Here is a 22,839-nt window from a genome sequence, read left to right as displayed (position 1 = left end):
TCGAGGGCGACGGAGGTGTTGCCGCCGAGGACCTCGGGCACCGATGCGACCGGGGCCGGGATCTTCGAGGACGACGACGCGACCGTGTGGATGGTGGGGGTGGCAGCGTTCGCGGCCGAGACGCCGAACCCGGCGCCGCCGAGGATGATCGCGCCGGCAGCGGCGAGGGAGACCGTGGTCTTGGTGAACTTGCGCATGAGTGAGTCCTTTGCTGTGTGCACGCCGAACACACCCCGCTTGAGGGTGGAGAACCAGCTACCTGCGGCTGGTGAGCGCTCCGGGTGTTTCCCGGCTTGTGACAGTGATTCGGCACCCCCGCCGGAGTGGTTTGGGTCAGTTCTCGCCCGTTACCGGTTCGTGATCAAAAGGGGTCTGCTTCGCCGTCCGGCTCGGGCGACCAGCGTGCACGACGCATGTCGAGCCTCCAGGTCGTCCGGCCCCACGTGAGCGGCGTGCCCTCGACGCGGTAGTGCTCCAGCGCACGTGCCTCGTGGTGGACCGGAGGCAGCCCGCCGGACCGGACCACGCGCCACCACGGCAGGTCGGAGCCCTCGTGCGCCATCACCTTCCCGACGGCACGCGACGCGCGGGACCCGAGTGCTGCCGCGACGTCACCGTAGGTCATCGCGTGTCCGGGCGGGATCGACCGGACGACAGCGGCGACCGCAGCCCCGAAGTCGTCGGGGTCAGGTGCTCCCGGGTGCGGGTCGGGTGCTCCGGGAGGCACTACAGGGACAGCACCGCGAAGTGGTCGCCGTACTGGGTCTCGCGGACGACGTCGAAGCCGACCGCCTTGAAGAAGTCCTCGGGGGAGCCCTCACCCGGTTCGTACACGACGGTCAGGCGCTCGAACCCGCGCTTGCGGGCTTCGTCGGCGAGCCCGTGCACGGCGAAGCGCCCGACACCGCGGCCCTGTGCGGTGCCGGAGACGTTGACGCGCCAGATGCAGGCCTGCAGTTCTTCCTGCGGGTTCTCGGCGTCGAAGCTGCCGATGATGAGGCCCACCACCTCGTCGCCGTCGAGGACCACGCGGGGCCACGACGCGCTCGGCTTGACGTCGGACTCGGCCACCCCGTAGGTCGTCGGTTGGACGAACTGCTCCTGCCCGGGCTTGAGCGTCAGCGAGTTGGCCGCGGCGGCGGTCGCTGCGGAGAGTTCTTCGAGGCGGAGGTCCGTCATGCGGTCAGGGTAACGGTGCTACCCCTGTGGGGGCCAGCCGTCGGCGACTGTCGGTGGAGAAGTCATCCTCGCGGGTGAGCCGCACGGTCGCGATATGGTCCAGGCATGGCGGAACACCGGCGCGGCGCGAACCTGCCGTCGATCGGCGGCTTCAACCGCACGGTCGTGCTCGACGCCGTGCGCCGGTCGCCCGACGGTCTGAGCCGTGTCGAGCTCGCCGGTCGCACCGGTCTGAGCGCCCAGACGGTGTCGAACGTCACCCGCTTCCTCATCGAGGCGGGCATGATCGTCGAGTCCGGCACGATCGTCTCCGGCCGTGGCAAGCCGCGCACCATCCTGCGGCTCGAACCGGGCAGCCGCTTCGCCGTCGGGGTGCACGTCGACCCGGCGGTCGTCACGTACGTGCTGCTCGACCTCGCCGGCACCGTCGTCGCGTCCACCACCACGTCGACCCCGACCGCGGACGACCCCGACCAGGTGATCCGGACGATGGCGTCCGCGATCCACGACCTCGTCGCGACCGCCGAGGTGGACTCCGACGCCGTGCTCGGTGTCGGGATCGCGAGCCCGGGGCCGATCGACGTCGACGCCGGCATCGTCGTCGACCCGCCGTTCCTGCCGCGGTGGCGGGACGTGCCGCTCCGGGACGCCATCGCCGAGGCGACCGGGCACCCGGTGCTCCTCGAGAAGGACGTCACCGCGGCCGCCGTCGGCGAGATGTTCCTGGCGGGGGAGTCCTCGGCGCGGAACTTCGCGTTCGTGTACTTCGGCACCGGGTTCGGTGTCGGCCTCGTCGTCGACCACGAACCCGTGCGCGGGACGGGCGGGAACGCCGGGGACGCCGGCCACATCATGGTCGAACAGGGGGCACTCGCCGGCACACCCGACGGGGTCTCCGACCGGGGCGAGGTCGGTGCGGCCGTGGCGCCGGAGCGCATCGTCCGGCTCGCCGTGTCGCGGGGGCTCGACCTCGGCGGTGCCGACGGGGGCCAGGGCGACGCGGCCGACGTCGACCGCGCCTGGGACGCCCTCGGCGCGGCGATCGACGCGGGGGACGCCACCGCTCACGAGCTCGCGGCGGACGCCGGGACCGTGATGGGCCGCGCGGCCGTCGTCATCGTGAACCTGCTCGACATCGACCGCGTGGTGTTCGGCGGTCCGTTCTGGTCGCGGATCGCGGCGGCTGCGCTCCCTGCGGCGCGCACGGCGATCACCGGGTCGCCGATCCTCGTGCCGAAGCACCCGGTGACCGTGGTCGAGAGCGACCGTGGGGCCGACGTGGCGGCGGTCGGGGCGGCGTGCCTCGTGCTCGATGCGGCACTGTCCCCGCGGGCGAGCGCGCTGCTGATCCGGCGCTGACCAGTTGCTGCAGCGCTGACGACACCGGTCGTTCACCGCGGGGTCACCAGCCGGACGCCCGGGTGCTGAACAGTCGTGCAGGTCCCCGCCGTCCTGCTCGAAGGAACCTGCATGCCCTCCCCAGCCCTGCGCCTCGGCGCCGTCGCCGCGACGTGTGCCGTGCTCGCCGCCGGCGTGCTCGCCAGCACCCCCGCGGTCGCCGCGACGACCGGCAGCACCGCTGCCGCCGCTGCCGCCGCGACCGCCGCGACCACCGCTGCCGCCGCGACCACCGCTGTCGTCACGGCTGCCGCCCCGGACGGCCTCGTCATCAACGAGGTCGAGACGAACGGCGACGACACCGACTGGGTCGAGCTCGAGAACACGTCCGCCACGGCGATCGACCTGAGCGGTTACCGGTTCCTGGACAGCGACGACACCCACGCGCAGTACGTCCTGCCGGCCGGTTCGACCATCGCTGCCGGCGGGTACTTCGTCATCGACCAGCCCGAGGACGGCAAGCCCGGCTTCGACTTCGGTCTCGGTGACGCCGACTCCGCGCGCGTGTACGACGCCTCGGGCGCGCTCGTCCTGCAGTACGACTGGACCACGAAGGCCGACGTCACCTGGGGGCGCTGCCCGGACGGCACCGGCCCGCTGGTCGACACCACGGGCTCGACCAAGGGCGCCGCGAACGACTGCTCCTCACCGATCCGCATCAACGAGGTCGAGTCGCAGGACGGTGTCCCCGGCGACTGGGTGGAGCTCGTGAACACGGGCAGCACCGCGGTGGACCTCGGCGGCTACGTCGTCAAGGACAGCGAGGACGACCACGCGTACGCCATCCCGGCCGGGACGACGATCGGCGCGGGCGGGTTCTCCGTCGTCGAGGAGGCCGCGCTCGGCTTCGGGCTCGGCAAGGCGGACTCCGTGCGCCTGTACGACCCGAACGGCACCGAGCTGGACGCGTACTCGTGGACCGCGCACGCGGCGACCACGTACGGGCGGAACCCCGACGGCACCGGTGACTTCGCCGAGACCTCGGCACCCACGAAGGGTGCGGCGAACACCTTCGCCGGCGTCGTCACGGCCGAGGCGTGGCCGGGCAGCCCCGACGAGACCGTGCTCGACGACGAGGACACCTTCTCCGGGGACCTCAGTGGCCTGGACTGGCAGTCCTCCTCCACCGCGGTCGGCGGCGGCGTGCTCTGGGGCGTCCAGAACGGTGACGGTCTGCTGTACCGCATGGTGTCCGACGGCACGGGCGGGTGGGCGCCCTCCAACGCCGCCGGGACGACGCTGCACTACGCGGACGGGGCGGGCACGCCCGACGCCGAGGGTGTCACCGTGACCTCCGACGACCCCGGAGCGGTCTACGTCTCCACGGAGCGGAACAACGACGTCTCGTCGACGAGCCGCCCATCGGTCCTGCGCTTCGCGACGACCGACGGCTCGGAGCGGACGCTGAACGCCACGGACGAGTGGAACCTCACGGCGGACTTCCCCGGCCTCGGCGCGAACTCCGGGCTCGAGGGCGTCACCTGGATCCCGGACGCGTGGCTCACCGCCCACGGCTTCACGGACCAGCACACCGGCGCTGCGTACACGCCGTCGCGCTACGCCGGACACGGCGCCGGACTGTTCTTCGTCGGGGTCGAGGGCACCGCGAGCACGTACGCGTACGCCCTCATGGACGACGGCTCGTTCCAGCGCGTCGCGACGATCGCCTCGCCGTTCGCGGTGGTCGCGGACCTGCAGTTCGACCCGACCCTCGACGCGCTCTGGGTCGTCTGCGACGACGCCTGCGCCGGCCGCACCGCGCTGTACACGATCACGGACGGCGTGTTCACGCTCGACACCGTCTACGAGGCTCCGGCGAACGCCGACCGAGCCCTCGCCAACGAGGGTTTCGCGATCGCGATCGCGGACGCCAGCGTCGACGGCGCCCGTGCGACGTTCTACGCGGACGACAACGACACCGACGGCTTCTCCCTGCGGACGGGCACGTACCCGGGCACCGACGACGGCGGCACCGACCCGACCGACCCCGGCACCGACCCCACCGACCCCGGCACGGACCCGACCGACCCCGGCACCGACCCCGGCACGGACCCGACCGACCCGGGCACCGATCCCACGGATCCCGGGACGACCCCGGGCGACGGCGGCACCACGCCGACGGACCCGGGCACGACGCCGGGAACCGGAACGACGCCGACGCCGTCAACGACGCCGACACCGGCCCCGGCTCCGGTCGGTGACAGCGCACCGATCGCGCCGACGGAGTCGTCCCTGACCGACGCGAACCGCGGCTCGCTCACGGCCCCGTCGAGCGCCCGAGCGGGTGCGACGATCACGATCGGCGTCGGCACGCAGCACGCCGGCGACCGGGTGCACGTGTGGCTGTTCTCCACCCCGACGCTGCTCGGCACGGTGACGGTCGCCGCCGACGGCACGGTCCGCGCGACGATCCCCGCGGAGGCTCCGGCCGGCTCGCACCGACTCGTGGTCACGGCGGCGGACGGCAGCGTCATCGGCTGGACGACGATCACGATCGACCCGGCGACGGACGAGCTCGCCTTCACGGGCGCCGACCTGTCCGGCGGCATCGCCGCCGCGCTGCTGCTGCTCGCATCCGGCGCCGGCGTCCTCGTCGCACGCCGCCGCCGCCGCCGCGTCAGCGCCGCGTAGGCAGTCGGCGGACGGGAGGCGCGGTGCCGGCTGGCACCGAGCCTCCCGTCCGCCCGTCCGCCGGTCCACGGCCGCGACGAGTGCGCAGCAGACGTCCTCTGACGGCCCTTCGCGCGCAACGTCTGCGCACTCGACCGCGAACGCGGGGCATGCACGGCGAGCCACCCGCAGCGGACTGGCCCGCGAAGCGGCGACGCGCACTCCGGTAGCGTCGGGAGCATGGTCGAGGTCCTCCGGTACACCGCGTTCGCTGCCGAGCCGGGCGGCGGCAACCCCGCCGGGATCGTGCTCGACGCGTCGACGCTGAGCGACGCGGAGATGCTCCGCATCGCACAGGAGGTCGGCTACCCCGAGACCGCCTTCGTCACCGGCACGACCGACCGGACGACCAGCGTGCGGTACTTCTCCCCGGCCGCCGAGGTCCCGTTCTGCGGGCACGCGACGATCGCCCTCGCGGTGGTGCTCGCCGAGCGTGACGGCCCGGGCGCGCGCACCTTCGCGACGGCCGCCGGGGACATCGCCCTCGACGCGACCGTCGGCGCGGACGGAGCCGTGCAGGTGGCGATGACGAGCGTCGAACCGGACTCGCGGGAGTTCGACGCGACCCGGCTGTTCGCGCTCCTCGGACTGACCGCCGACGACATCGCCGAGGGGTACCCGGTGCTGGAGTCGTTCGCGGGCAACTGGCACCCGGTGCTGGTGCTGGCGGACGAGGACCTCTTCCACCAGTTCCGGTTCGACCCGTCGGCGCTCGCCGAACTCAAACGTGAGCGGGGCTGGGCCGGGACCGTCACCGTCCTGCACCCGACGGCGCCGGGGGAGTACGAGGCGCGCAACCTCTTCCCGGCCGGCCGCATCACCGAGGACCCCGCGACCGGGTCGGCAGCGGCGTCGACGGGCGCCTACCTCCGTGCGATCGGGCGCGCTCACGACGGGGACCGCATCGTGATCCGGCAGGGTCGCCACGTCGGCCGTCCGAGCATCCTGCTCGTCGACGTCCCGGCCTCCGGCGGCATCACCGTGCGGGGTGGCGCGACCCGCATCTAGCGTCTCCCGGATCTCGCATCACGAACTCGTGGTCAATCCAGGAGATCCTCTTGACAAGAATTAAGTCAATACGGTGGACTAACTGCGCGCCGCGAGCGATGAAGCCCGCGACATCACCCGTGCAAAGGAGCACCGATGAAACGCACCCGAATCATCGCCGGACTCGCAGCCGTCGCAGTGGCTGCACTCGGTCTGGCAGGCTGCTCGAGCTCGGGGTCCGCCTCGAGTGACACGATCAAGATCGCGTACCAGAAGTTCGGATCCTTCCAGCAGCTCGACGCCCAGATGAAGGTCGTCAAGAAGACCTACGAGAAGGAACACCCGGGCGTCAAGGTCACCCTCGTGCCGATCCAGGCGCAGGAGAACGACTACTACACGAAGCTCGCGCTGATGAACAAGGCGCCCGCGACTGCTCCCGACGTCATGTACGAAGACACCTTCCTGGTGAAGGCGGATGCCGAGGCCGGCTACCTCCTGCCGCTCGACAAGTACACGGCGAAGTGGAAGGAGTGGAACCAGTTCTACGACAACGCCAAGCAGGCGGGTCAGGGCGACGACGGCAAGATCTACGGCGTCCCGATGGGCACCGACACCCGTGCCCTCTGGTACAACAAGGATATCTTCAAGGAGGTCGGCCTGCCCGTCCCGTGGCAGCCCAAGACCTGGGACGACGTCCTCGCCGCGGCGAAGACCATCAAGGCGAAGAAGCCCGACGTGATCCCGTTCAACGTCTACTCGGGCAAGCCGCAGGGTGAAGCCTCGACGATGCAGGGCTTCGAGATGCTCCTCTACGGGGCGGACGGCAAGGGCAACACGCTCTACAAGAACGGCAAGTGGGTCACCGGTTCGAAGCAGTTCCAGGACTCGCTGCAGTTCGTCAAGGACGTGTACCAGGGCGGTCTCGGCCCGACACCGCAGCAGGCGCTCGACACCAACGTCGGCACGACGATCGCGCAGACCTGGCTCCCGAAGGGGCAGCTCGCGATCGACCTCGACGGATCGTGGCAGTCCGGCACGTGGCTGAAGTCCGGCACCGCGCCGTGGGCCGACTGGTCCAAGGTGATGGGCCAGGCACCGATGCCGACGCAGAACGGCCAGGCTCCCGGCTACAACAGCATGTCCGGTGGCTGGACGCTCGCGGTGGGCAAGAACTCGAAGAACCCGCAGGCCGCGTTCGACTTCATCTCGACGTTCCTGAACAAGGACGGCTCGATGAAGTACGACATCGAGAACTCGCAGATCGCGGTCCGCAAGGACGTCTCCGAGGACCCGAAGTACGACGCCTCCAACCCGACGTTCAAGTTCTTCTCCGGGCTCGTGGAACACACGAACTTCCGCCCGGCGACGAGTGACTACTCGCAGATCTCGAACGCCATCCAGGTCGCCATGGAATCGGTGATGACCGGACAGCAGACGCCGAAACAGGCGGCTGCGACGTACGACCAATCCCTCATCGGGGTGGTCGGCAAGGACAAGACGGTCAACGTCCGCTGACGTGACCACATGACGGACGGGAGGCTCGACACACGTCGTGCGCCGAGCCTCCCGTCCGCCCTTCCCCTGTTCAGATCCGTCAGCACCCCATGAAGGCGGCACCCGCATGACCAGCACCCCGATCGCGCCGACGCTGTCGGCGCCCGGTGCGCCCAAGCGCACCGACCCACCCGTGCCGCGCAAGCGGCGTCCGCTGCGGAACATGGGACGAGCGGTCCCGCTCCTCCCCGCGGTGGTCCTCCTCGTCATCTTCCTGCTCGGCCCCGTGATCTCGTCCTTCTACGGGTCGTTCACGAACTCGGCGCTCACCGGCGCCGGAGCCGCGAACCAGGAGTTCATCGGCTTCAAGAACTACGTCGACCTGTTCCAGGACAAGGACTTCCCGAAGTCCGTCGTCCTGACGCTCGTCTTCCTCATCGCCTCGGCCGTCGTCGGACAGAACGTCGTCGGCCTCGGGCTCGCGCTCCTCATGCGGAACGCGAACCGGGTCATCCGCGGGCTCGTCGGCACCTTCGTCGTCGCCGCCTGGGTCCTGCCGGAGATCGTCGCCGCGTTCGCCGCGTACGCCTTCTTCAACGACAAGGGGACGCTGAACTCGTTCCTCGGACTCATCGGGATCAGCGGGCCGAACTGGCTCTACGCGCTCCCGATGCTGAGCATCATCATGGCGAACATCTGGCGCGGTACCGCGTTCTCGATGCTCGTGTACTCCGCCGCCGTACAAGAGGTCCCGGAGGAGATCACCGAATCGGCGGAGGTCGACGGCGCCACCGGATGGCAGCGACTCGTGTACATCACGCTGCCGGTGATCCGCCGCTCCATCTCCACCAACCTGATGCTGACGACGCTGCAGACGCTGTCGGTGTTCACGCTCATCTACGTGATGACGGCCGGCGGTCCGGGAACGGACTCGTCGACCCTGCCGATCCTGGCGTACCAGGAGGCGTTCAAGTTCTCGCAGCTCGGCTTCGGGACGGCGATCGCGACCATCCTGCTCGTGGTGGGGGCGCTCTTCTCGATCGTCTACATCCGCGCGCTCAAGCCGGAGGTGGACTGATGGCGATCACCGCTGCTCGACCCGACACGACGACCACCCGCTCCGTGACCGCACCCGGCTCGCTGCACATGACCTCCCCCCGCGGGCGGACCATGCGCTGGGTGTCGAACATCGTGCTGCTCATCGTGGCGATCTGCTTCGCCGTGCCGCTGCTGTGGCTCGTGCTCGCCTCGGTCGACTCGAACGCCTCGCTCGCGGTGAAGGTGCCGACGCACTTCACGCTCGACAACTTCACGAAGGTGCTCACCCCGGAGCTGGCGTTCATCCCGCTCGCGAACAGCCTGCTGCTGTCCGGCGGCTGCGCGCTCATCACCGTGGTCGTCGCCCTGCTCGCCGCGTACCCGCTGTCCCGCTACAAGATGCGCGTCAACAAGCCGTTCCTGTACGGGATCCTGTTCGGGACCTGCCTGCCGATCACCGCGATGATGGTGCCGGTCTACAGCCTGTTCGTGTCGCTCAACCTCATCGACAACGTGTGGGGTTGCATCTTCTTCCTCGCCGCGACGTCGCTGCCGATGGCGATCTGGATGGCGAAGAACTTCATGGACTCCGTGCCGATCTCCCTCGAGGAAGCGGCGTGGACCGACGGTGCCTCGATGATGACCACGCTGACACGCATCGTCGTGCCGCTGATGCGCCCGGGCATCGCCGTCGTGTTCATCTTCGTGTTCATCCAGGCGTGGGGGAACTTCTTCGTCCCCTTCGTGCTGCTGCTCTCGCCCGACAAGGTGCCCGCCGCGGTGAGCATCTTCAACTTCTTCGGGCAGTACGGCGCCGTCGCCTACGGGCAGCTCGCCGCCTTCTCGATCCTCTACTCCGTGCCCGTCATCGCGCTCTACGTGGTCGTGTCCCGTGGCCTCGGCGGGGGCAGTGCCCTCGCCGGTGGCATCAAGGGCTGACCGAGCTCCACCCCGCTCGAAAGGAAATCCATGCACCAGGACGAACCGCTCGTCGAGGCCCGCATCGCCCGCCTCGTCCGCGACCGAATCGACCCGGCAGTGCACCGTCGCTCCGCACCGGTCACCGTGTCCGCGTGGGAGGTCCCGGACGAACCGGTGCCGTTCGACGTCGCCGTCACCCAGACGTTCACGCCCTTCACGGTCGGCTCCGCCTGGGGTGGACGGCCGTGGGGCACGACCTGGTTCAGGGTCACCGGAACCGTGCCGGAGGACTTCGGCACGGCCGACGGCACGACCGCGGAGCTGCTCGTCGACCTCGGGTTCACGAAGCGGCACCCGGGGTTCCAGGCCGAGGGGCTGGCGTACCGGCCGGACGGCACCACGATCAAGGCGATCGAGCCGCGGAACAACAGCGTGCCGCTCGCCGTCGGGCCCGGGGAGTCGTTCGAGCTCTACGTCGAGGCCGGGGCGAACCCGGACATCGGTGGGGACACCTTCCAGGGCGCGACGCCGCTCGGGTCGCGCTCGACGGCCGGGGACGAACCGATCTACAAGCTCGCGGCGCTCGAGGTCGTCGAGCGCGACGACACGGTGTGGGAGCTCCAGCAGGACGTCTGGGTGCTCCGCGGCCTGATGGCGGAGCTGCCGACCGACGGTACCCGCGGCGCGGACATCCTGCGGGCGCTCGAGCGCGCCGCGGACGCTCTCGACCCGGACGACGTCGCCGGCACGGCCGCGTCCGCCCGCTCCGTGCTGGAACCCGTGCTCGCCGTGCCCGCGTCGGGCGCAGCGCACCGGGCGATCGCGGTCGGGCACGCGCACATCGACTCCGCGTGGCTCTGGCCGGTGCGTGAGACGAAGCGGAAGTGCGCGCGGACGTTCTCCAACGTCCTCGACCTGATGGACCGCGACCCGGACTTCACCTTCGCATGCTCCTCCGCGCAGCAGTACGCGTGGATCCGGGACGAGTACCCCTCGATCTTCGCCCGGATCAAGGAGCGCGTCGCCGAGGGACGCTGGATCCCCGTCGGTGGCATGTGGGTGGAGTCCGACACGAACCTGCCCGGTGGTGAGGCCCTGGCGCGGCAGTTCGTCGCCGGCAAGCGGTTCTTCCTCGAGGAGTTCGGCATCGACACCCCCGAGGCATGGCTCCCCGACTCGTTCGGCTACACCGGGGCGCTGCCGCAGATCATCCGTGCCGCCGGCTCGAAGTGGTTCGTCACGCAGAAGCCCTCGTGGAACGAGACGAACGTCATCCCGCACACCTCCTTCGACTGGGAGGGCATCGACGGCTCGCGCATCCTGACGCACCTGCCGCCGGCGGACACGTACAACTCCGACGTCTCGCCCGCCGACCTGCACCGCGGGGAACGGCAGAACAAGGAGCGCGGCACCGCCAACACCTCGATGCTGCTCTACGGCTTCGGCGACGGCGGCGGCGGGCCCACGCGCGAGATGGTCGCCGCGGCGCACCGGCAGCACGACCTCGACGGCTCGCCGCGTGTCGACCTCGGGACGCCGGCGCAGGTCTTCGAACAGCTCGAGCAGGAGCTCCCCGTCCCCGGCGTCTGGTCCGGGGAGATGTACCTCGAGTTCCACCGCGGGACCTACACGTCCCAGATCCGCACGAAGCAGGGCAACCGTCGCTCCGAGCACCTGCTCCGCGAGGCCGAGCTCTGGGCGGCGACCGCTGCGGTGCGGCTCGGACTCGACTACCCGTACGAGGAGCTCGAGGAGACCTGGCACACCGTCCTCCTGCAGCAGTTCCACGACATCCTGCCCGGGTCCTCGATCGCCTGGGTCTACGAGAACGCCGAGGAGAACTACCGGCTCGTCGCGGACACCCTCGAGGGGCTCATCGGCAACGCGACGACCGCGCTCGCCAACGGTGGCGCTGCGGCGCTCGCCGGGGTCTCGTCGTCGTCGGTCGCCTCGGGGTCCGGCTCCGGGTCGGGCTCGGGCTCTGGCTCGTCCGTGCTCGACGCGCCGTCGTCCGATGCCGTCGGCGGAAGCGCCTCGGTCGGGACCGTCGTGCGCTTCAACGCCTCGCCGGTCACGGCGGGCGGCGCAACCCCCATGGGTGGTTCGCTCGGTCCGTCGGCGCAACCCGTGCCTCCCGTCCGCCACGGCGACGACTTCGTGTTCGACACCGGCGCCGTCGTCGCGACCATCGACGCAGCCGGCCACGTCGTGTCGTTCGTGGAGCAGGCCTCCGGCCGCGACGCGATCGCGCCCGGCGCCGCTGCCGCCGAGTACACCGTCTTCCGGGACACCCCGAACCAGTGGGAGGCGTGGGACATCGACCGCGCCTACCAGCGGAACGGGAACCCGCTGTCGGCGACCTCGGTGACGATCGAGGGTTCTGCGCTCGTCGTCGTCCGTCCGGTCGGATCCTCGACCGTCACGACGCGCTACTCCGCCGTCGAGGGGGAGCCGGAACTCGTCGTCGAGACCGAGGTGGACTGGCACGAACAGCAGAAGCTGCTCAAGCTGGCGTTCCCACTCGACCTCAAGGCCGACCAGGCCTCGAGCGAGATCCAGTTCGGCCACATCGACCGGCCCACCCACCAGAACACCTCGTGGGACTTCGCCCGCTTCGAGACCTCGGCGCACCGCTGGGTGCACGTCGCCGAACCCGGGTTCGGTGTCGCCGTCGCGAACGACTCCACGTACGGCCACGACATCACCCGGTCGACACGCGCCGACGGCGGGACGACGACGCTCGTCCGCGAGTCGCTGCTCCGCGGGCCGACGTTCCCGGACCCGCACGCCGACCAGGGGCACCACGTGTTCCGGACGGTGCTGCGCGTCGGTGCGTCCGTGCTCGACGCGGCCGACTCCGGGTACCGGCTGAACCTGCCGGTGCGCACGGTGGCCGGGTCGACCGAGGTCGCGCCGCTGGTGATCGTCTCGTCGCCGCAGGTGTTCGTCGAGGCCGTGAAGCTCGCCGAGGACCGCTCGGGTGAGGTCGTCGTGCGCCTCTACGAGGGACTCGGCGGTCGCGCGAGCGACGTCGGCGTCGACTTCGGGTTCGACGTGGCGTCGGTCGCGCAGGTGGACCTGCTCGAGCGGCCGCTCGGCGCGTCGTGGGACGCGGGGGAACCCGTCGTCCTGACGCTCCGGCCGTTCGAGATCGTCACGCTGCGGGTGCGGCGGGCATAGACCGCGACGCCGGGCGGGCACGGGTGCGCTCGTCCGGCGTCGTGTTGCGCGGGGTGGCAGCTCCGCGTGCCGCGGTGCGGTGTCGCCTGCAGTGGGTGCGGCGCCGCAGCGATCGCGCGAGGTGGGCTGGGCAGGGTGGGGCTGGGCAGGGTGGCTGGCCCGGGCTCGGTGGGTCGTTTCGCGCGTAGGGGGTCGAATCGCGCGTAGGTGGTCGGAAGTTCTGACCGCCTACGCGCGATTCGTCTTTCCAACACAGGCGGGATGGGAACGAACGGGTAGTCCTCCACAGGGCGCCGGGCTGGAGGCTCGTCCCCAGACATGCTGTTCGGTCGCCGTCCGCGTGGTCGGGTCGGCACGCTCGGAGACATGGAAACGCCACTCCCGATCCACAGAGCGACGCCCGCTCGAGAAGCCGGTCGCACCGGCTCCGCCATGCGTCGCCGGACCACACACCCCGGTCCCGACCGACTCGTCCGGGTCGGACCGAACGCCTTCGTCCGCGCTGTCGACTGGGATGCGGCCGGACCACGTACGCGGTACGTCACCCGCGTGTGGGCGAGACTCGCACGCCTGGGCGAACCGGCGGTCGCGTCCCATGCGTCCGCGGCGGCGCTGCACGGGCTGTCGTCGCTGTGCGGCTGGCCGGAGCAGGTCCACGTGACCGTGCCGAAGTCGCGGTACCGCAGCTCGAGCAACGGCCTTGTCCTGCACACCAGACCGTTGGGCGCCGAAGACGTCGCCCGGGACGGCCCACTCGCTGCGACGAGCATCCCGCGAACGGTGATCGACGTCGCGCTCACCGGGGACGTCCGGGCAGGAGTGGTGCTGGCTGATTCGGCCATCCGGCTCGGGACGCCGATCGCGGCACTCGAAGCAGGGCTCCGGTCATCGCCGGGAACTCGAGGGCGGCGGGCTGCCGAACTCGTCCTCGAGTTGGCCGATGCCCGGTCGGGGTCCGCTGCCGAGTCGTTCGCACGCGTGGTGTTCCGGGAACTCGGCCTGCCGGAAGCCGTTCTGCAGCAGGAGTTCGTCGTCGACGGCCGACGGCTCTTCGTGGACTTCTGGTTCCCGGAGCAGGGGGTGGTCGTCGAGATGGACGGTCGCGCGAAGTACTCGCAGCCCCGCTACCTCGGCGGCCGGTCTCCCACGGACGCGTTCGTCGACGAGAAGCGCCGACAGGAAGCCCTGCTCACCGTGCCGAGCGTCCGAAGGGTGGTCCGGGTGGAGTGGCGCGATCTGCTGGCTCCCGCCCCACTCGCACACCGACTTCGCGCTGCGGGCCTCCCGTGCGCGGTCCGCCCGGGTCCGAGCGCCCGGCTCGCCGTCGCGTGACGGAGCCGACGAACGGGCACAGCGGGCGCGGCATAGCGTGGCGGCATGGCAGTCACCGAGATCTGGCTCGTCCGCCACGGGGAGTCCACCGCGAACGTCGCCGCCGCCCGGGCCCACGAAGCCGGTGCCGACGTGATCGAGGTCGATCACCGCGATGCCGACGTCCCGTTGAGCCCGCTCGGGGAAGCGCAGTCACGCGCGCTCGGGCAGGAGCTCGCGGACCGCGGGGTCGACGACGTGCCCGTCGCCCTGTGGGTGTCCCCCTACCTCCGGGCGCAGCAGACGATCGGCATCGCGCTCGAGGCCGGCGGGCTCGCGGAACCACCGAAGCGTGTCGACGAACGGCTGCGCGACCGAGAGCTCGGCGTGCTCGACCTGCTGACCCTCAGCGGCGTCAAGAACCGCCACCCGGACGAGGAACGCCGGCGGCAGTGGCTCGGCAAGTACTACCACCGGCCGGCGGGCGGTGAGTCCTGGGTCGACGTGATGTTCCGCCTGCGGTCGCTGCTCGCTGACGTCGACCGGCTCGACGGCCCCCAGCGGTTGGTGATCGCGGCGCACGACGCCGTCGTGATGCTGGCGGTCGCGGTGTGCCTCGACCTCGACGAGCCGGCGCTGATGGACTTCGCGGGCACGCACACCGTCGCCAACGCCTCGCTCACGCGACTCAGTCGCGACGCCGTCGGCGCTCCGTGGACGCTCGACGAGTTCTCCGCTGTCGAGCACCTCGAGGACGACGCCGAGGCCGCGGTCACCGAGCACTCCGGACGGAAGGACGACGTCCGTGCCGGCTGAGCCCACCATGATCACGCCGAACCTGCTGCGCGAGTGGGCGCTCCCCGAGGTCGGCGGCAGCAAGTACGGCCGCGGCCAGGTGCTCGTCGTCGGCGGCGCGGCCAAGACCCCTGGAGCGGCGATGCTCTCCGCGACCGCGGCGCTCCGTGTCGGCGGGGGACGGTTGACGCTCGCGGTCGCACGGAGCGTCGCCCTGCACGTTGCGGTCGCGCTGCCGGAGTCCGGCGTCCAGCCGCTCGACGACGACGCCGACGGACACGTCGCGGTCGGCGCGATCCGGTCCGTGATCGACGACCTCGGCAGCGCGGACGCCGTGCTCGTCGGACCCGGGCTCGACGAGCCGGAGGGCAGCCGGGACCTCGTCGCCGGGCTCGCGGACGCGGTGGGCGACGAGACGCTGGTGGTCCTCGACGCGTTCGCGCTCGGGGTCGCTGCCGACCTGGGCGATGAACTCGCGCCGCTCCGCGGTCGGCTCGTGATGACGCCGAACTCCGGGGAGGCCGAACGGCTCCTCGGGCACGAGTGCTCGGACGACCTGACCGACGCCGCGGAGATCTCCGAGCGCTACGGTGCCGTCGTGTCGCTCGGCGGGGTCGTCGCCGCGCCGAACGGGCGGGCGTGGGCGAAGGGCACCGGAGCGGGCGGGCTCGGGACCAGCGGGAGCGGTGACGTGCTCTCGGGTGCGATCACCGGGCTGCTCGCGCGCGGGGCCGACGTCGCACAGGCAGCGGTCTGGGCAACCCAGGTGCACGCCGCCGCGGGGGACCGGCTCGCGGTGCAGGTCGGGCCGATGGGGTACCTGGCGAGCGAGCTCCTCGCGGAGATCCCGAGGGTCCTGGTCGAGGTCGGCGCCTGACCCGCCAGCGCTTTCCTTCCCATCGCGCGCGCGATGGGAAGTGCTTTCGCGCGTAGGGGGTCGGAACTCTCGACTGCCTACGCGCGATTCCACTTCCCACGCGCGAAACGACCCACCACGCGGCGCGCTGCACCACACGACCCACCACGCGGCGCGCGGCACCACACGACCCGCCACGCGGCGCGCGGCACCACAGGACCCACCACGCGCGCTCAGCGCAGGGACGCCACGGCCTTCTCGACGCGACGGAGCCGGGTCTCCGGGGCCTTCGCCTGCAGCACCGGGTCGACCAGCGCCCGCTGCCGGGAGTTCGAGAGCGTGTCGAACGCCGCACGGACGCCCGCCTCGGTCAGCGCTGCCGCCAGGTCCTCCGGCAGGTCGACGGTCCGCGGCATCGTGTCGAGCTCGAGCCTGACCTCGACGATGTCCCCGGCACCGATCCCGGACGCGGCGCGCTGCTCGGCGGACAGCGGGATGAGGAACTGCTCGTTCATGACCCCGACCGTCGACCGGTAGGTGTGCCCGCCGTTCAACGTCACCACGACGGGCGGGCGCTTGCCGGAGCCGAGCGCGTCGATGACCTCGGCGGGGACGGGCAGACCCGTCGCCGTCTTGCGCGCCTGCAGCACCGTCGTCGTGAACTCCACGAGCCGAACGTACAACCGCACCCGACGTTCCGCCAGCGTTCACCGGCGCAGCACGAGCCGGATACCGCCCGCCGCCACGATCGTCCCGTGCCCGGTCCCCGAGAACGGGAACCGCACCACGAACCGCACTCCACCACGAACCGCACCACGAACCGCACCACGAACCGCACCACGAACCGCACACACCGAACGCCACCCGAAAGGCACCTCCCCGTGCAGTACAAGCGCACCCTGGCCGGCCTCGCCCTGGCCGCCGCAGCCGTCGTCACCCTCGCCGGATGTTCCACGGCCAGCTCCGCGTCCGCCGGCTCCGGCAGCGACACCGACTGGAAGACCGCGACGAGCGCCGAGAGCGCCGGCGGCATGGACGCCCTCGTGAAGGCCGCGAAGGCCGAGGGACAGCTCAACGTCATCGCGCTGCCGCCGTCGTGGGCCAACTACGGCAAGATCATCGACGGCTTCACCAAGGAGTACGGCATCAAGGTCAACTCCGCGAACCCGAACGGGTCGAGCGCGGACGAGGTCGCGGCCGTGAAGTCGCAGAAGGGCCAGTCGACCGCCCCCGACGTGCTCGACCTCGGCAACGCGGTGCTGCAGCAGAACCTCGACCTGCTGACGGACTACAAGGTGGCGAACTGGGCAGACATCCCGACGAACCTCAAGGACGCGGACGGCGCGTGGACGCGTGACTACACCGGCCTGATGTCGATCGGGTACGACTCGTCGAAGATCACGAAGGCGCCGAAGGACCTGAACGACCTCCTCGGCTCGGAGTACAAGGGCAAGGTCTCGATCGCGGGCGACCCGACGCAGGCGAACCAGGCCGCGTCCGCGGTGTACCTCGCGGCGCTCGAGAACGGCGGCTCGGCGGACGACATCACCAAGGGCGTCGACTACTTCGGCAAGCTCAAGCAGGCCGGCAACTTCCAGAACGTCCTGCCCACGCAGGCCACGGTGGCCTCGGGTGAGACCCCGGTGGTCATCCAGTGGTCGTACAACAACCTCGCTTGGGGCCCGGCGGCCGGCGCCAGCGGGAACGCGAACTGGAAGACGGTCGTCCCCGAGGGGCAGGCCCTCGGCTCGTACTACTCGCAGGCCGTCAACGCCGACGCACCGCACCCCGCCGCGGCTCGCCTGTGGCAGGAGTACATCGCCGGCGCCGACGCGCAGAACCTGTACCTGCAGGCCGGCGCCTTCCCGTCGACGCTGGCAGCGCTGGAGAAGTCCGGCAAGGTCGACCAGGACGCGCTCGACGCCGCCGGCGGCGCACCGAAGGACTACGTCGAGCTCTCGGACGACCAGGTGACGGCCGCCGCGAAGGTGCTCGCCGCCAAGTGGTCCGCCACGATGGGTTCCTGACCGGCATGACCACCGCATCGGCTCCCGGCGCTCCCGCCGCCGGCGCGACCACCGCAGGCGCGACGCTCGCCGGCGCGACGCGCGCCGGCGCGACGCTCCCCGGCGCGACGCTCGTCACCAGCGAGCAGTCCGCGGAGCGCGTGGCCGGGCAGACCGATGCCACCACCCGTCGCGGCGCCGGACCCCGTGTCCGGCGCCGCGGCGGCGTCGCGTGGCTCGGGCTCACCCCGTTCGCCGCGTACGTGCTCCTGTTCCTCGCGGTCCCCGCCGCGATCGCGGTCGGGAGTGGCTTCTTCGACGCGGCCGGACACCCGACGCTCGCGAACCTCGCGGCCTTCGCGGACCCGAGCGTCCTCCGGGCGTTCGGAGCGTCGTTCGGGCTCTCCGCCGGGTCGGCCGTGATCGGCGCGGTCGTCGGAGCGCTCGTGTGCTGGGCGCTCTCCGCGCTGCGACCCGATGGGTTCGTGCGCTCGATGATCGACTCCGCCGCCAGTGTCCTCGCGCAGTTCGGCGGTGTGATGCTCGCCTTCGCCTTCATCGCCACGATCGGCGCGCAGGGGCTCGTCACCGCCTGGCTCGCCGCGACCTTCCACTGGGACATCAACGCCGGAGGGGCGTTCCTCTACACGGTCCCCGGCCTCGTGATCCCGTACGTCTACTTCCAGGTGCCCCTCATGGTGCTGACGTTCATGCCCGCGTTCGAGGGCGTGAAGACCCAGTGGGGTGAGGCCGCCGCGACCCTCGGCGCGAGTCGTGCGACGTACTGGCGCCGGGTCGCGCTCCCCGTGCTCGCGCCGGCGTTCTGGGGCTCGCTGCTCCTGTTGTTCGCGAACGGGTTCTCGTCCTTCGCGACCGCCGCCGCCCTCATCTCGCAGGGCGGCATCGTCCCGCTGACGATCCGCGCGCAGCTGACCAGCGAGACGATCATCGGACTGCAGAACGTCGCCGGGGTGCTCGCCCTCGGCATGGTCGTCGTGATGGCGGTCGTGATGGGTGCGTACTCACTGCTGCAGCGTCGCGCCGCCAGGTGGCAGCGATGAGCGGGACGGGAGGCTCGACCCGCCACCCGCAGGTCGGCCCACGTCCGGCCCGGCCCACCGCAGCACGCTTCGGCGCCGCCCCGTCCCGGGGCACGGCCGCCGTCGTCCTCGTCGTGGTCGGCGTGGTGTTCGCGGTCCCGATCGCCGCGCTCCTGCAGTTCACGTTCCGCCAGGGGACGTCGGGGACGCTCACCACGGCGCACTACGCGGCGATCGCCGATCCCGTCAACCGGGCGACGTACCAGCCGGTCTTCGACGGTCTCGGCGCCTCGCTCGCGATCGCCCTGATCACCGTGGGGATCGTCCTGCTGGTGCTGCTCCCCGCGCAGGTCATCACGGCGCTGCGGTACCCGAGGCTCCGACGACTCCTGGAGTTCGTCTGCATCGTGCCGATCACCGTCCCCGCCGTGGTGCTCGTCGTCGGCTTGGTCCCCGTGTACCAGGTGGTGTCGCGGCTCCTCGGCTCCGGTGCCTGGACCCTCGCGTTCGCCGTCGGGATCGTGGCGCTCCCCTTCGCCTTCCGGCCCATCGCCGCGGCCATCACCGCGACCGACATGACCACGCTCTCCGAGGCCGCGCGGTCGCTCGGAGCGTCGTGGTGGACGCTCACCTGGCGGGTGCTGCTCCCGAACCTCCGCCGTGGGATCACCGCCGCCTGCTTCCTCACCATCACGGTCGTCCTCGGCGAGTACACCCTCGCCTCGTTCCTCTCCCGCACGACGTTCCAGACGGCACTCGTGCTCGTGCAGCAGACCGACCCCTACGTCGCGGCGGTCTTCTCGCTCGGCGCACTGGCGTTCGGCTTCCTGTTGCTCGTCGCCATCGGCCGGATCGGTACCCGCCGGCACCCCAAGGAGTCCGCATGACCACCACCGTCGAACTCGAGGCCGTCGAGAAGCGCTACGGCACCCACCGCGCCCTGACCGGCCTCTCGCTCCGCATCGAACCCGGCGAGTTCCTCTCGCTCCTCGGCCCGTCCGGCTGCGGCAAGACGACCGCGCTCCGGGCGCTCGCCGGGCTCGAGGCCGTCGACACCGGCGCCATCCGCATCGACGGGGTCGACGTCGCGAGCGTCCCCGCGAACAAGCGGGACATGGGGATGGTGTTCCAGCAGTACTCGCTCTTCCCGCACATGACGGTGCGGCAGAACGTCGCGTTCGGCCTCGAGATGCGCCGCGTGCCGGCAGCCGAACGGAAGACCCGTGTCGTCGACGCGCTCGACCTGGTGCACCTCGCCGACTTCGCCGACCGGTTCCCACACCAGCTCTCCGGTGGCCAGCAGCAGCGCGTCGCCCTCGCCCGGGCGCTCGTGACCCGCCCGCGCGTCCTGCTGCTCGACGAGCCGCTCTCCGCGCTCGACGCGAAGGTGCGGGTGTCCCTCCGCGAGGAGATCCGCCGCATCCAGTCGGACCTCGGCATCACCACGGTGTTCGTCACCCACGACCAGGAGGAAGCGCTCGCCGTCTCCGACCGGATCGCCGTGATGAACGCGGGGAACGTCGAGCAGATCGGGACGCCCGAGGAGCTCTACCGCTCGCCGTCCTCCGCGTTCACGGCGGACTTCGTCGGGCAGTCGAACCGGCTCCGCGGGGACCTGCGTGGCGGGGACGTGTTCGTGTACGGGTTCCGCGTCCCCGCGCTCGACCGTGCGGCGTCGGACGGTCCGGTGCTCGCCTACGTCCGACCCGAGGACGTCGCCTTCGCCGACGACGGGGTCACCGGCACCGTCGTCTCGTCGAGCTTCCTCGGATCGATCCGGCGGAGCACGGTCCGCCTCGACGACGACACGATCGTCACGGTGCAGCACGACGTCGGTGACCGCCGCGTCACCGGCGACGCCGTCGCCGTCCGCCTGCTCGGCGCCCCGGTCGCGGTCGCGGTGCTCTAGCGGGGCCCTGGTCCGGACCGTGCACCGGACGGGAGGCGCGTGGCGGACCCGCACCGAGCCTCCAGGCCGGTGGTCGGTACCGTCCACGGCACCCTCAGCGCTGGAACCGCGCCTCCGGTGCGCCTGCGAGCGCGACCCGAACGCGCTCCCGCATGTTCTCCGACATCGGCGGCAGTGCCGTGAGCGGCGCCCAGAACGCCTCGGTGTTCTCGCCGTCGGCGGGGTGGGGATCGCCGGACTCCCACCGGCACGCGAAGACCAGGTCGAGGTACTGGGCCCGGTCGCCGTTCGCGTACGTCGTCTCGGGCAGGGTCTGCACCCAGACCAGGCGCTCCGCGACGGCGACCACGCCGGCTTCCTCGAGCACCTCGCGCTCGGCGGCGACCGCTGGTTCCTCACCGGGGTCCACGATCCCGGTCACCGGCGTCAGTGCACCGTTGTCCGCACGCCGGACGACGAGCAGCTCCTGCGCATCGCCCTCACCCCGGGTGACGACGGCGGTGACACCGGTCAGCCAGAGCGGCGCCGTCCCGATCCGCTCGCGGAGGGCCAGGACGAAGTCGGGAGTGGGCATGCGGCCACGCTACCGACGGGTCGGTACGCTCGGGGCATGGCACGCGGCGACAGGGCGCTGGAGGTGCGGGCGGACCACGGTGTCTGGGCCGCAGGGTGGCGACTCGCGCTCGCCGGGGTGGTGCGCGCCGTGACGCCCGTGCGGCGTCGGGTCCTCTTCGTGTCGCTCGGGGTCGTCGCGCTCGGGCTCGTCGTCGCCGTCGTCGTCGGACTGGTGCGCGGCAGCACCACGCCGGTGCTCTCGGTCGTGGTGCTCGTCGGGACCGCCGCGCTCCTGGCGTACCTCGTCGTCGCGGTCGAACTCGTGCTCTGGACGATGGCGGACCGACGTCGCATCGCGGCCTCCGACGTCGATCCGGAGCGACTCGGGCGCGTGCAGCAGGCGATCGCCGCCGGGCACTCGTCGAGCGTGGACCCGACCGACCGTCGTGCGCTCGTGCGGTTCGCCCGCGTGCAGCAGAAGGCGCTGCCGGCCACGGTCCTCGTGCACGTCCTCGGCGTCAGCGTGGGGGTGCTGCTCGGGGCGCTCGAGGCGTTCGCCGGCTCGGCCGGCATCGTCGTCGTGGTGCTCGCCGTGCTCATCGTCGCGGTGTCGGCGTGGTCGCTCCGCGGTGCGCTCCGGGCGCTCGGGTCGACGCCGGAGCTCGTCGCCCTGTCGGAGACTGGTCATGACCAGTAGGCTGTGATCCGTGGAGATCATCATCCTGCCCACGCCCGCCGAGGTCGGTCGGGTCGCCGCTGCGAAGATCGCGTCCGTGGTCGCCGTGAAGCCGTCCGCGGTGATCGGCCTCGCGACGGGGTCGAGTCCGCAGGGCATCTACGCGGATCTGCGGCGTCGTGTCGAGGCGGGGGAGATCTCCTTCGCCCAGGCGCGCGGGTTCGCCCTCGACGAGTACGTCGGGATCCCGCTGGAGCACCCCGAGTCCTACGCATCCGTCATCGCACGTGACGTCATCGGGCCGCTCGGGTTCGACGCGTCGCGGGTCCGGGTCCCCGACGGCCGCGCGCAGGACATCGAGTTCGCGGCGAAGGAGTACGACGCGGCGATCCGTGCCGCCGGTGGCATCGACGTGCAGATCCTGGGGATCGGGGCGAACGGGCACATCGGGTTCAACGAGCCGACGTCCTCGTTCGCGTCCCGGACACGGATCAAGACCCTCGCGCCGTCGACGCGTGAGGCGAACGCCCGCTTCTTCGACACCCCGGAGCAGGTCCCGACGCACTGCATGACGCAGGGGCTCGGCACCATCCTCGAAGCCGAGCAGCTCGTCCTCGTGGCGCAGGGCTCGGCGAAGGCGGATGCGGTGGCGGCTGCGGTCGAGGGGCCGTTGTCCTCCTTCGTCCCCGGGAGCGCGTTGCAGCTGCACCAGCACGCGACCGTCGTCGTGGACGAGGAAGCGGCGGCCGGGCTCGAGCTCGCCGACTACTACCGGTACACCTACGCCAACAAGCCGTCCTGGCAGCGCTTCGAGTAGCCCCGCA

At 71.3% G+C, this 22,839-nt stretch carries 21 protein-coding genes; 16 read left to right on the top strand and 5 right to left on the bottom strand.

Annotated elements, in window-relative coordinates; translation table 11 throughout:
• From EDF55_RS18100 to EDF55_RS18090, 3 genes are all read right to left on the bottom strand, one after another.
• A partial coding sequence (locus EDF55_RS18100) for a hypothetical protein (protein ID WP_148079036.1) occupies nt 1-197 on the bottom strand: 197 nt, incomplete at its 3' end.
• A 164-nt stretch (nt 198-361) separates the two neighbouring features.
• The gene (locus EDF55_RS18095; RefSeq protein WP_123656370.1) at nt 362-727 is read right to left on the bottom strand and encodes an MGMT family protein; all 366 of its coding nucleotides are present in this window, start codon (nt 725-727) and stop codon (nt 362-364) included.
• Entirely contained in the window at nt 727-1,179 is a 453-nt protein-coding gene (locus tag EDF55_RS18090; RefSeq protein WP_123656369.1) for a GNAT family N-acetyltransferase, read from the bottom strand. Before EDF55_RS18090 ends, EDF55_RS18095 begins: the two co-directional genes overlap by 1 nt.
• Before the next feature lie 105 nt (nt 1,180-1,284).
• On the opposite strand from EDF55_RS18090, the gene EDF55_RS18085 reads away from it, so the two are divergent.
• From EDF55_RS18085 to EDF55_RS18040, 10 genes are all read left to right on the top strand, one after another.
• Nucleotides 1,285-2,538, top strand: coding sequence for an ROK family transcriptional regulator (locus tag EDF55_RS18085; RefSeq protein ID WP_123656368.1), 1,254 nt, complete (start codon nt 1,285-1,287; stop codon nt 2,536-2,538).
• A gap of 111 nt (nt 2,539-2,649) precedes the next feature.
• On the top strand, nt 2,650-5,208 hold the full coding sequence (locus EDF55_RS18960; protein WP_123656367.1) for a lamin tail domain-containing protein: 2,559 nt from the start codon (nt 2,650-2,652) through the stop codon (nt 5,206-5,208).
• Nucleotides 5,209-5,427: 219 nt separating this feature from the next.
• Entirely contained in the window at nt 5,428-6,255 is an 828-nt protein-coding gene (locus EDF55_RS18075) for a PhzF family phenazine biosynthesis protein (protein ID WP_123656366.1), read from the top strand.
• Nucleotides 6,256-6,390: 135 nt separating this feature from the next.
• On the top strand, nt 6,391-7,749 hold the full coding sequence (locus tag EDF55_RS18070) for an extracellular solute-binding protein (protein WP_123656365.1): 1,359 nt from the start codon (nt 6,391-6,393) through the stop codon (nt 7,747-7,749).
• 106 nt (nt 7,750-7,855) lie between these two features.
• Nucleotides 7,856-8,806, top strand: coding sequence for a carbohydrate ABC transporter permease (locus EDF55_RS18065; RefSeq protein ID WP_123656364.1), 951 nt, complete (start codon nt 7,856-7,858; stop codon nt 8,804-8,806).
• Complete coding sequence (locus tag EDF55_RS18060) at nt 8,806-9,705, top strand: carbohydrate ABC transporter permease (protein ID WP_123656363.1); 900 nt, start codon at nt 8,806-8,808, stop codon at nt 9,703-9,705. The genes EDF55_RS18065 and EDF55_RS18060 overlap by 1 nt, the downstream gene beginning before the upstream one ends.
• 30 nt (nt 9,706-9,735) lie before the next feature.
• Nucleotides 9,736-12,867 (top strand): glycoside hydrolase family 38 C-terminal domain-containing protein, encoded by a 3,132-nt coding sequence (locus tag EDF55_RS18055; RefSeq protein ID WP_123656362.1) that lies wholly within the window; start codon nt 9,736-9,738, stop codon nt 12,865-12,867.
• Nucleotides 12,868-13,524: 657 nt separating this feature from the next.
• Complete coding sequence (locus EDF55_RS18050; RefSeq protein WP_148079035.1) at nt 13,525-14,199, top strand: hypothetical protein; 675 nt, start codon at nt 13,525-13,527, stop codon at nt 14,197-14,199.
• 45 nt (nt 14,200-14,244) lie between these two features.
• Nucleotides 14,245-14,994, top strand: coding sequence for a histidine phosphatase family protein (locus tag EDF55_RS18045; RefSeq protein ID WP_123656360.1), 750 nt, complete (start codon nt 14,245-14,247; stop codon nt 14,992-14,994).
• Nucleotides 14,984-15,850 (top strand): NAD(P)H-hydrate dehydratase, encoded by an 867-nt coding sequence (locus EDF55_RS18040; protein ID WP_123656359.1) that lies wholly within the window; start codon nt 14,984-14,986, stop codon nt 15,848-15,850. Before EDF55_RS18045 ends, EDF55_RS18040 begins: the two co-directional genes overlap by 11 nt.
• Before the next feature lie 212 nt (nt 15,851-16,062).
• Here the strand turns inward: EDF55_RS18040 and EDF55_RS18035 are convergent, their stop codons facing one another.
• Nucleotides 16,063-16,497, bottom strand: coding sequence for a YdeI/OmpD-associated family protein (locus EDF55_RS18035; protein WP_123656358.1), 435 nt, complete (start codon nt 16,495-16,497; stop codon nt 16,063-16,065).
• Nucleotides 16,498-16,710: 213 nt separating this feature from the next.
• On the opposite strand from EDF55_RS18035, the gene EDF55_RS18030 reads away from it, so the two are divergent.
• From EDF55_RS18030 to EDF55_RS18015, 4 genes are read left to right on the top strand one after another with little or no spacing between them, the layout of a single operon-like run.
• The gene (locus EDF55_RS18030) at nt 16,711-17,856 is read left to right on the top strand and encodes an ABC transporter substrate-binding protein (RefSeq protein WP_123656384.1); all 1,146 of its coding nucleotides are present in this window, start codon (nt 16,711-16,713) and stop codon (nt 17,854-17,856) included.
• A 5-nt stretch (nt 17,857-17,861) separates the two neighbouring features.
• On the top strand, nt 17,862-18,896 hold the full coding sequence (locus EDF55_RS18025; protein ID WP_123656357.1) for an ABC transporter permease subunit: 1,035 nt from the start codon (nt 17,862-17,864) through the stop codon (nt 18,894-18,896).
• Nucleotides 18,893-19,762: an ABC transporter permease gene (locus EDF55_RS18020; protein WP_123656356.1), complete on the top strand. Its 870-nt coding sequence runs from the start codon at nt 18,893-18,895 to the stop codon at nt 19,760-19,762. The genes EDF55_RS18025 and EDF55_RS18020 overlap by 4 nt, the downstream gene beginning before the upstream one ends.
• Nucleotides 19,759-20,784: an ABC transporter ATP-binding protein gene (locus tag EDF55_RS18015; RefSeq protein WP_123656355.1), complete on the top strand. Its 1,026-nt coding sequence runs from the start codon at nt 19,759-19,761 to the stop codon at nt 20,782-20,784. Before EDF55_RS18020 ends, EDF55_RS18015 begins: the two co-directional genes overlap by 4 nt.
• A gap of 94 nt (nt 20,785-20,878) precedes the next feature.
• On the opposite strand, the gene EDF55_RS18010 is transcribed toward EDF55_RS18015, so the two are convergent.
• Entirely contained in the window at nt 20,879-21,358 is a 480-nt protein-coding gene (locus tag EDF55_RS18010; RefSeq protein WP_123656354.1) for an NUDIX domain-containing protein, read from the bottom strand.
• Nucleotides 21,359-21,394: 36 nt separating this feature from the next.
• Here EDF55_RS18010 and EDF55_RS18005 point away from each other — a divergent pair, with 36 nt between their 5' ends.
• Nucleotides 21,395-22,036, top strand: coding sequence for a hypothetical protein (locus EDF55_RS18005; protein WP_123656353.1), 642 nt, complete (start codon nt 21,395-21,397; stop codon nt 22,034-22,036).
• Between the two features lie 10 nt (nt 22,037-22,046).
• On the top strand, nt 22,047-22,832 hold the full coding sequence (gene nagB, locus EDF55_RS18000) for a glucosamine-6-phosphate deaminase (protein ID WP_123656352.1): 786 nt from the start codon (nt 22,047-22,049) through the stop codon (nt 22,830-22,832).
• Nucleotides 22,833-22,839: the final 7 nt, after the last annotated feature.

It is taken from the genome of Curtobacterium sp. ZW137, from assembly GCF_003762905.1.
Classification (GTDB): domain Bacteria; phylum Actinomycetota; class Actinomycetes; order Actinomycetales; family Microbacteriaceae; genus Curtobacterium.
This window is presented reverse-complemented; position numbering and strand designations above follow the sequence as displayed.

Bases quoted from the DNA above. Each gene is read 5' to 3' on its own strand.
- EDF55_RS18090 (WP_123656369.1), bottom strand. From the start codon at position 1,179: ATGACGGACCTCCGCCTCGAAGAACTCTCCGCAGCGACCGCCGCCGCG.
- EDF55_RS18085 (WP_123656368.1), top strand. From the start codon at position 1,285: ATGGCGGAACACCGGCGCGGCGCGAACCTGCCGTCGATCGGCGGCTTC.
- EDF55_RS18960 (WP_123656367.1), top strand. From the start codon at position 2,650: ATGCCCTCCCCAGCCCTGCGCCTCGGCGCCGTCGCCGCGACGTGTGCC.
- EDF55_RS18075 (WP_123656366.1), top strand. From the start codon at position 5,428: ATGGTCGAGGTCCTCCGGTACACCGCGTTCGCTGCCGAGCCGGGCGGC.
- EDF55_RS18070 (WP_123656365.1), top strand. From the start codon at position 6,391: ATGAAACGCACCCGAATCATCGCCGGACTCGCAGCCGTCGCAGTGGCT.
- EDF55_RS18065 (WP_123656364.1), top strand. From the start codon at position 7,856: ATGACCAGCACCCCGATCGCGCCGACGCTGTCGGCGCCCGGTGCGCCC.
- EDF55_RS18060 (WP_123656363.1), top strand. From the start codon at position 8,806: ATGGCGATCACCGCTGCTCGACCCGACACGACGACCACCCGCTCCGTG.
- EDF55_RS18055 (WP_123656362.1), top strand. From the start codon at position 9,736: ATGCACCAGGACGAACCGCTCGTCGAGGCCCGCATCGCCCGCCTCGTC.
- EDF55_RS18045 (WP_123656360.1), top strand. From the start codon at position 14,245: ATGGCAGTCACCGAGATCTGGCTCGTCCGCCACGGGGAGTCCACCGCG.
- EDF55_RS18025 (WP_123656357.1), top strand. From the start codon at position 17,862: ATGACCACCGCATCGGCTCCCGGCGCTCCCGCCGCCGGCGCGACCACC.
- EDF55_RS18020 (WP_123656356.1), top strand. From the start codon at position 18,893: ATGAGCGGGACGGGAGGCTCGACCCGCCACCCGCAGGTCGGCCCACGT.
- EDF55_RS18015 (WP_123656355.1), top strand. From the start codon at position 19,759: ATGACCACCACCGTCGAACTCGAGGCCGTCGAGAAGCGCTACGGCACC.
- EDF55_RS18010 (WP_123656354.1), bottom strand. From the start codon at position 21,358: ATGCCCACTCCCGACTTCGTCCTGGCCCTCCGCGAGCGGATCGGGACG.
- EDF55_RS18005 (WP_123656353.1), top strand. From the start codon at position 21,395: ATGGCACGCGGCGACAGGGCGCTGGAGGTGCGGGCGGACCACGGTGTC.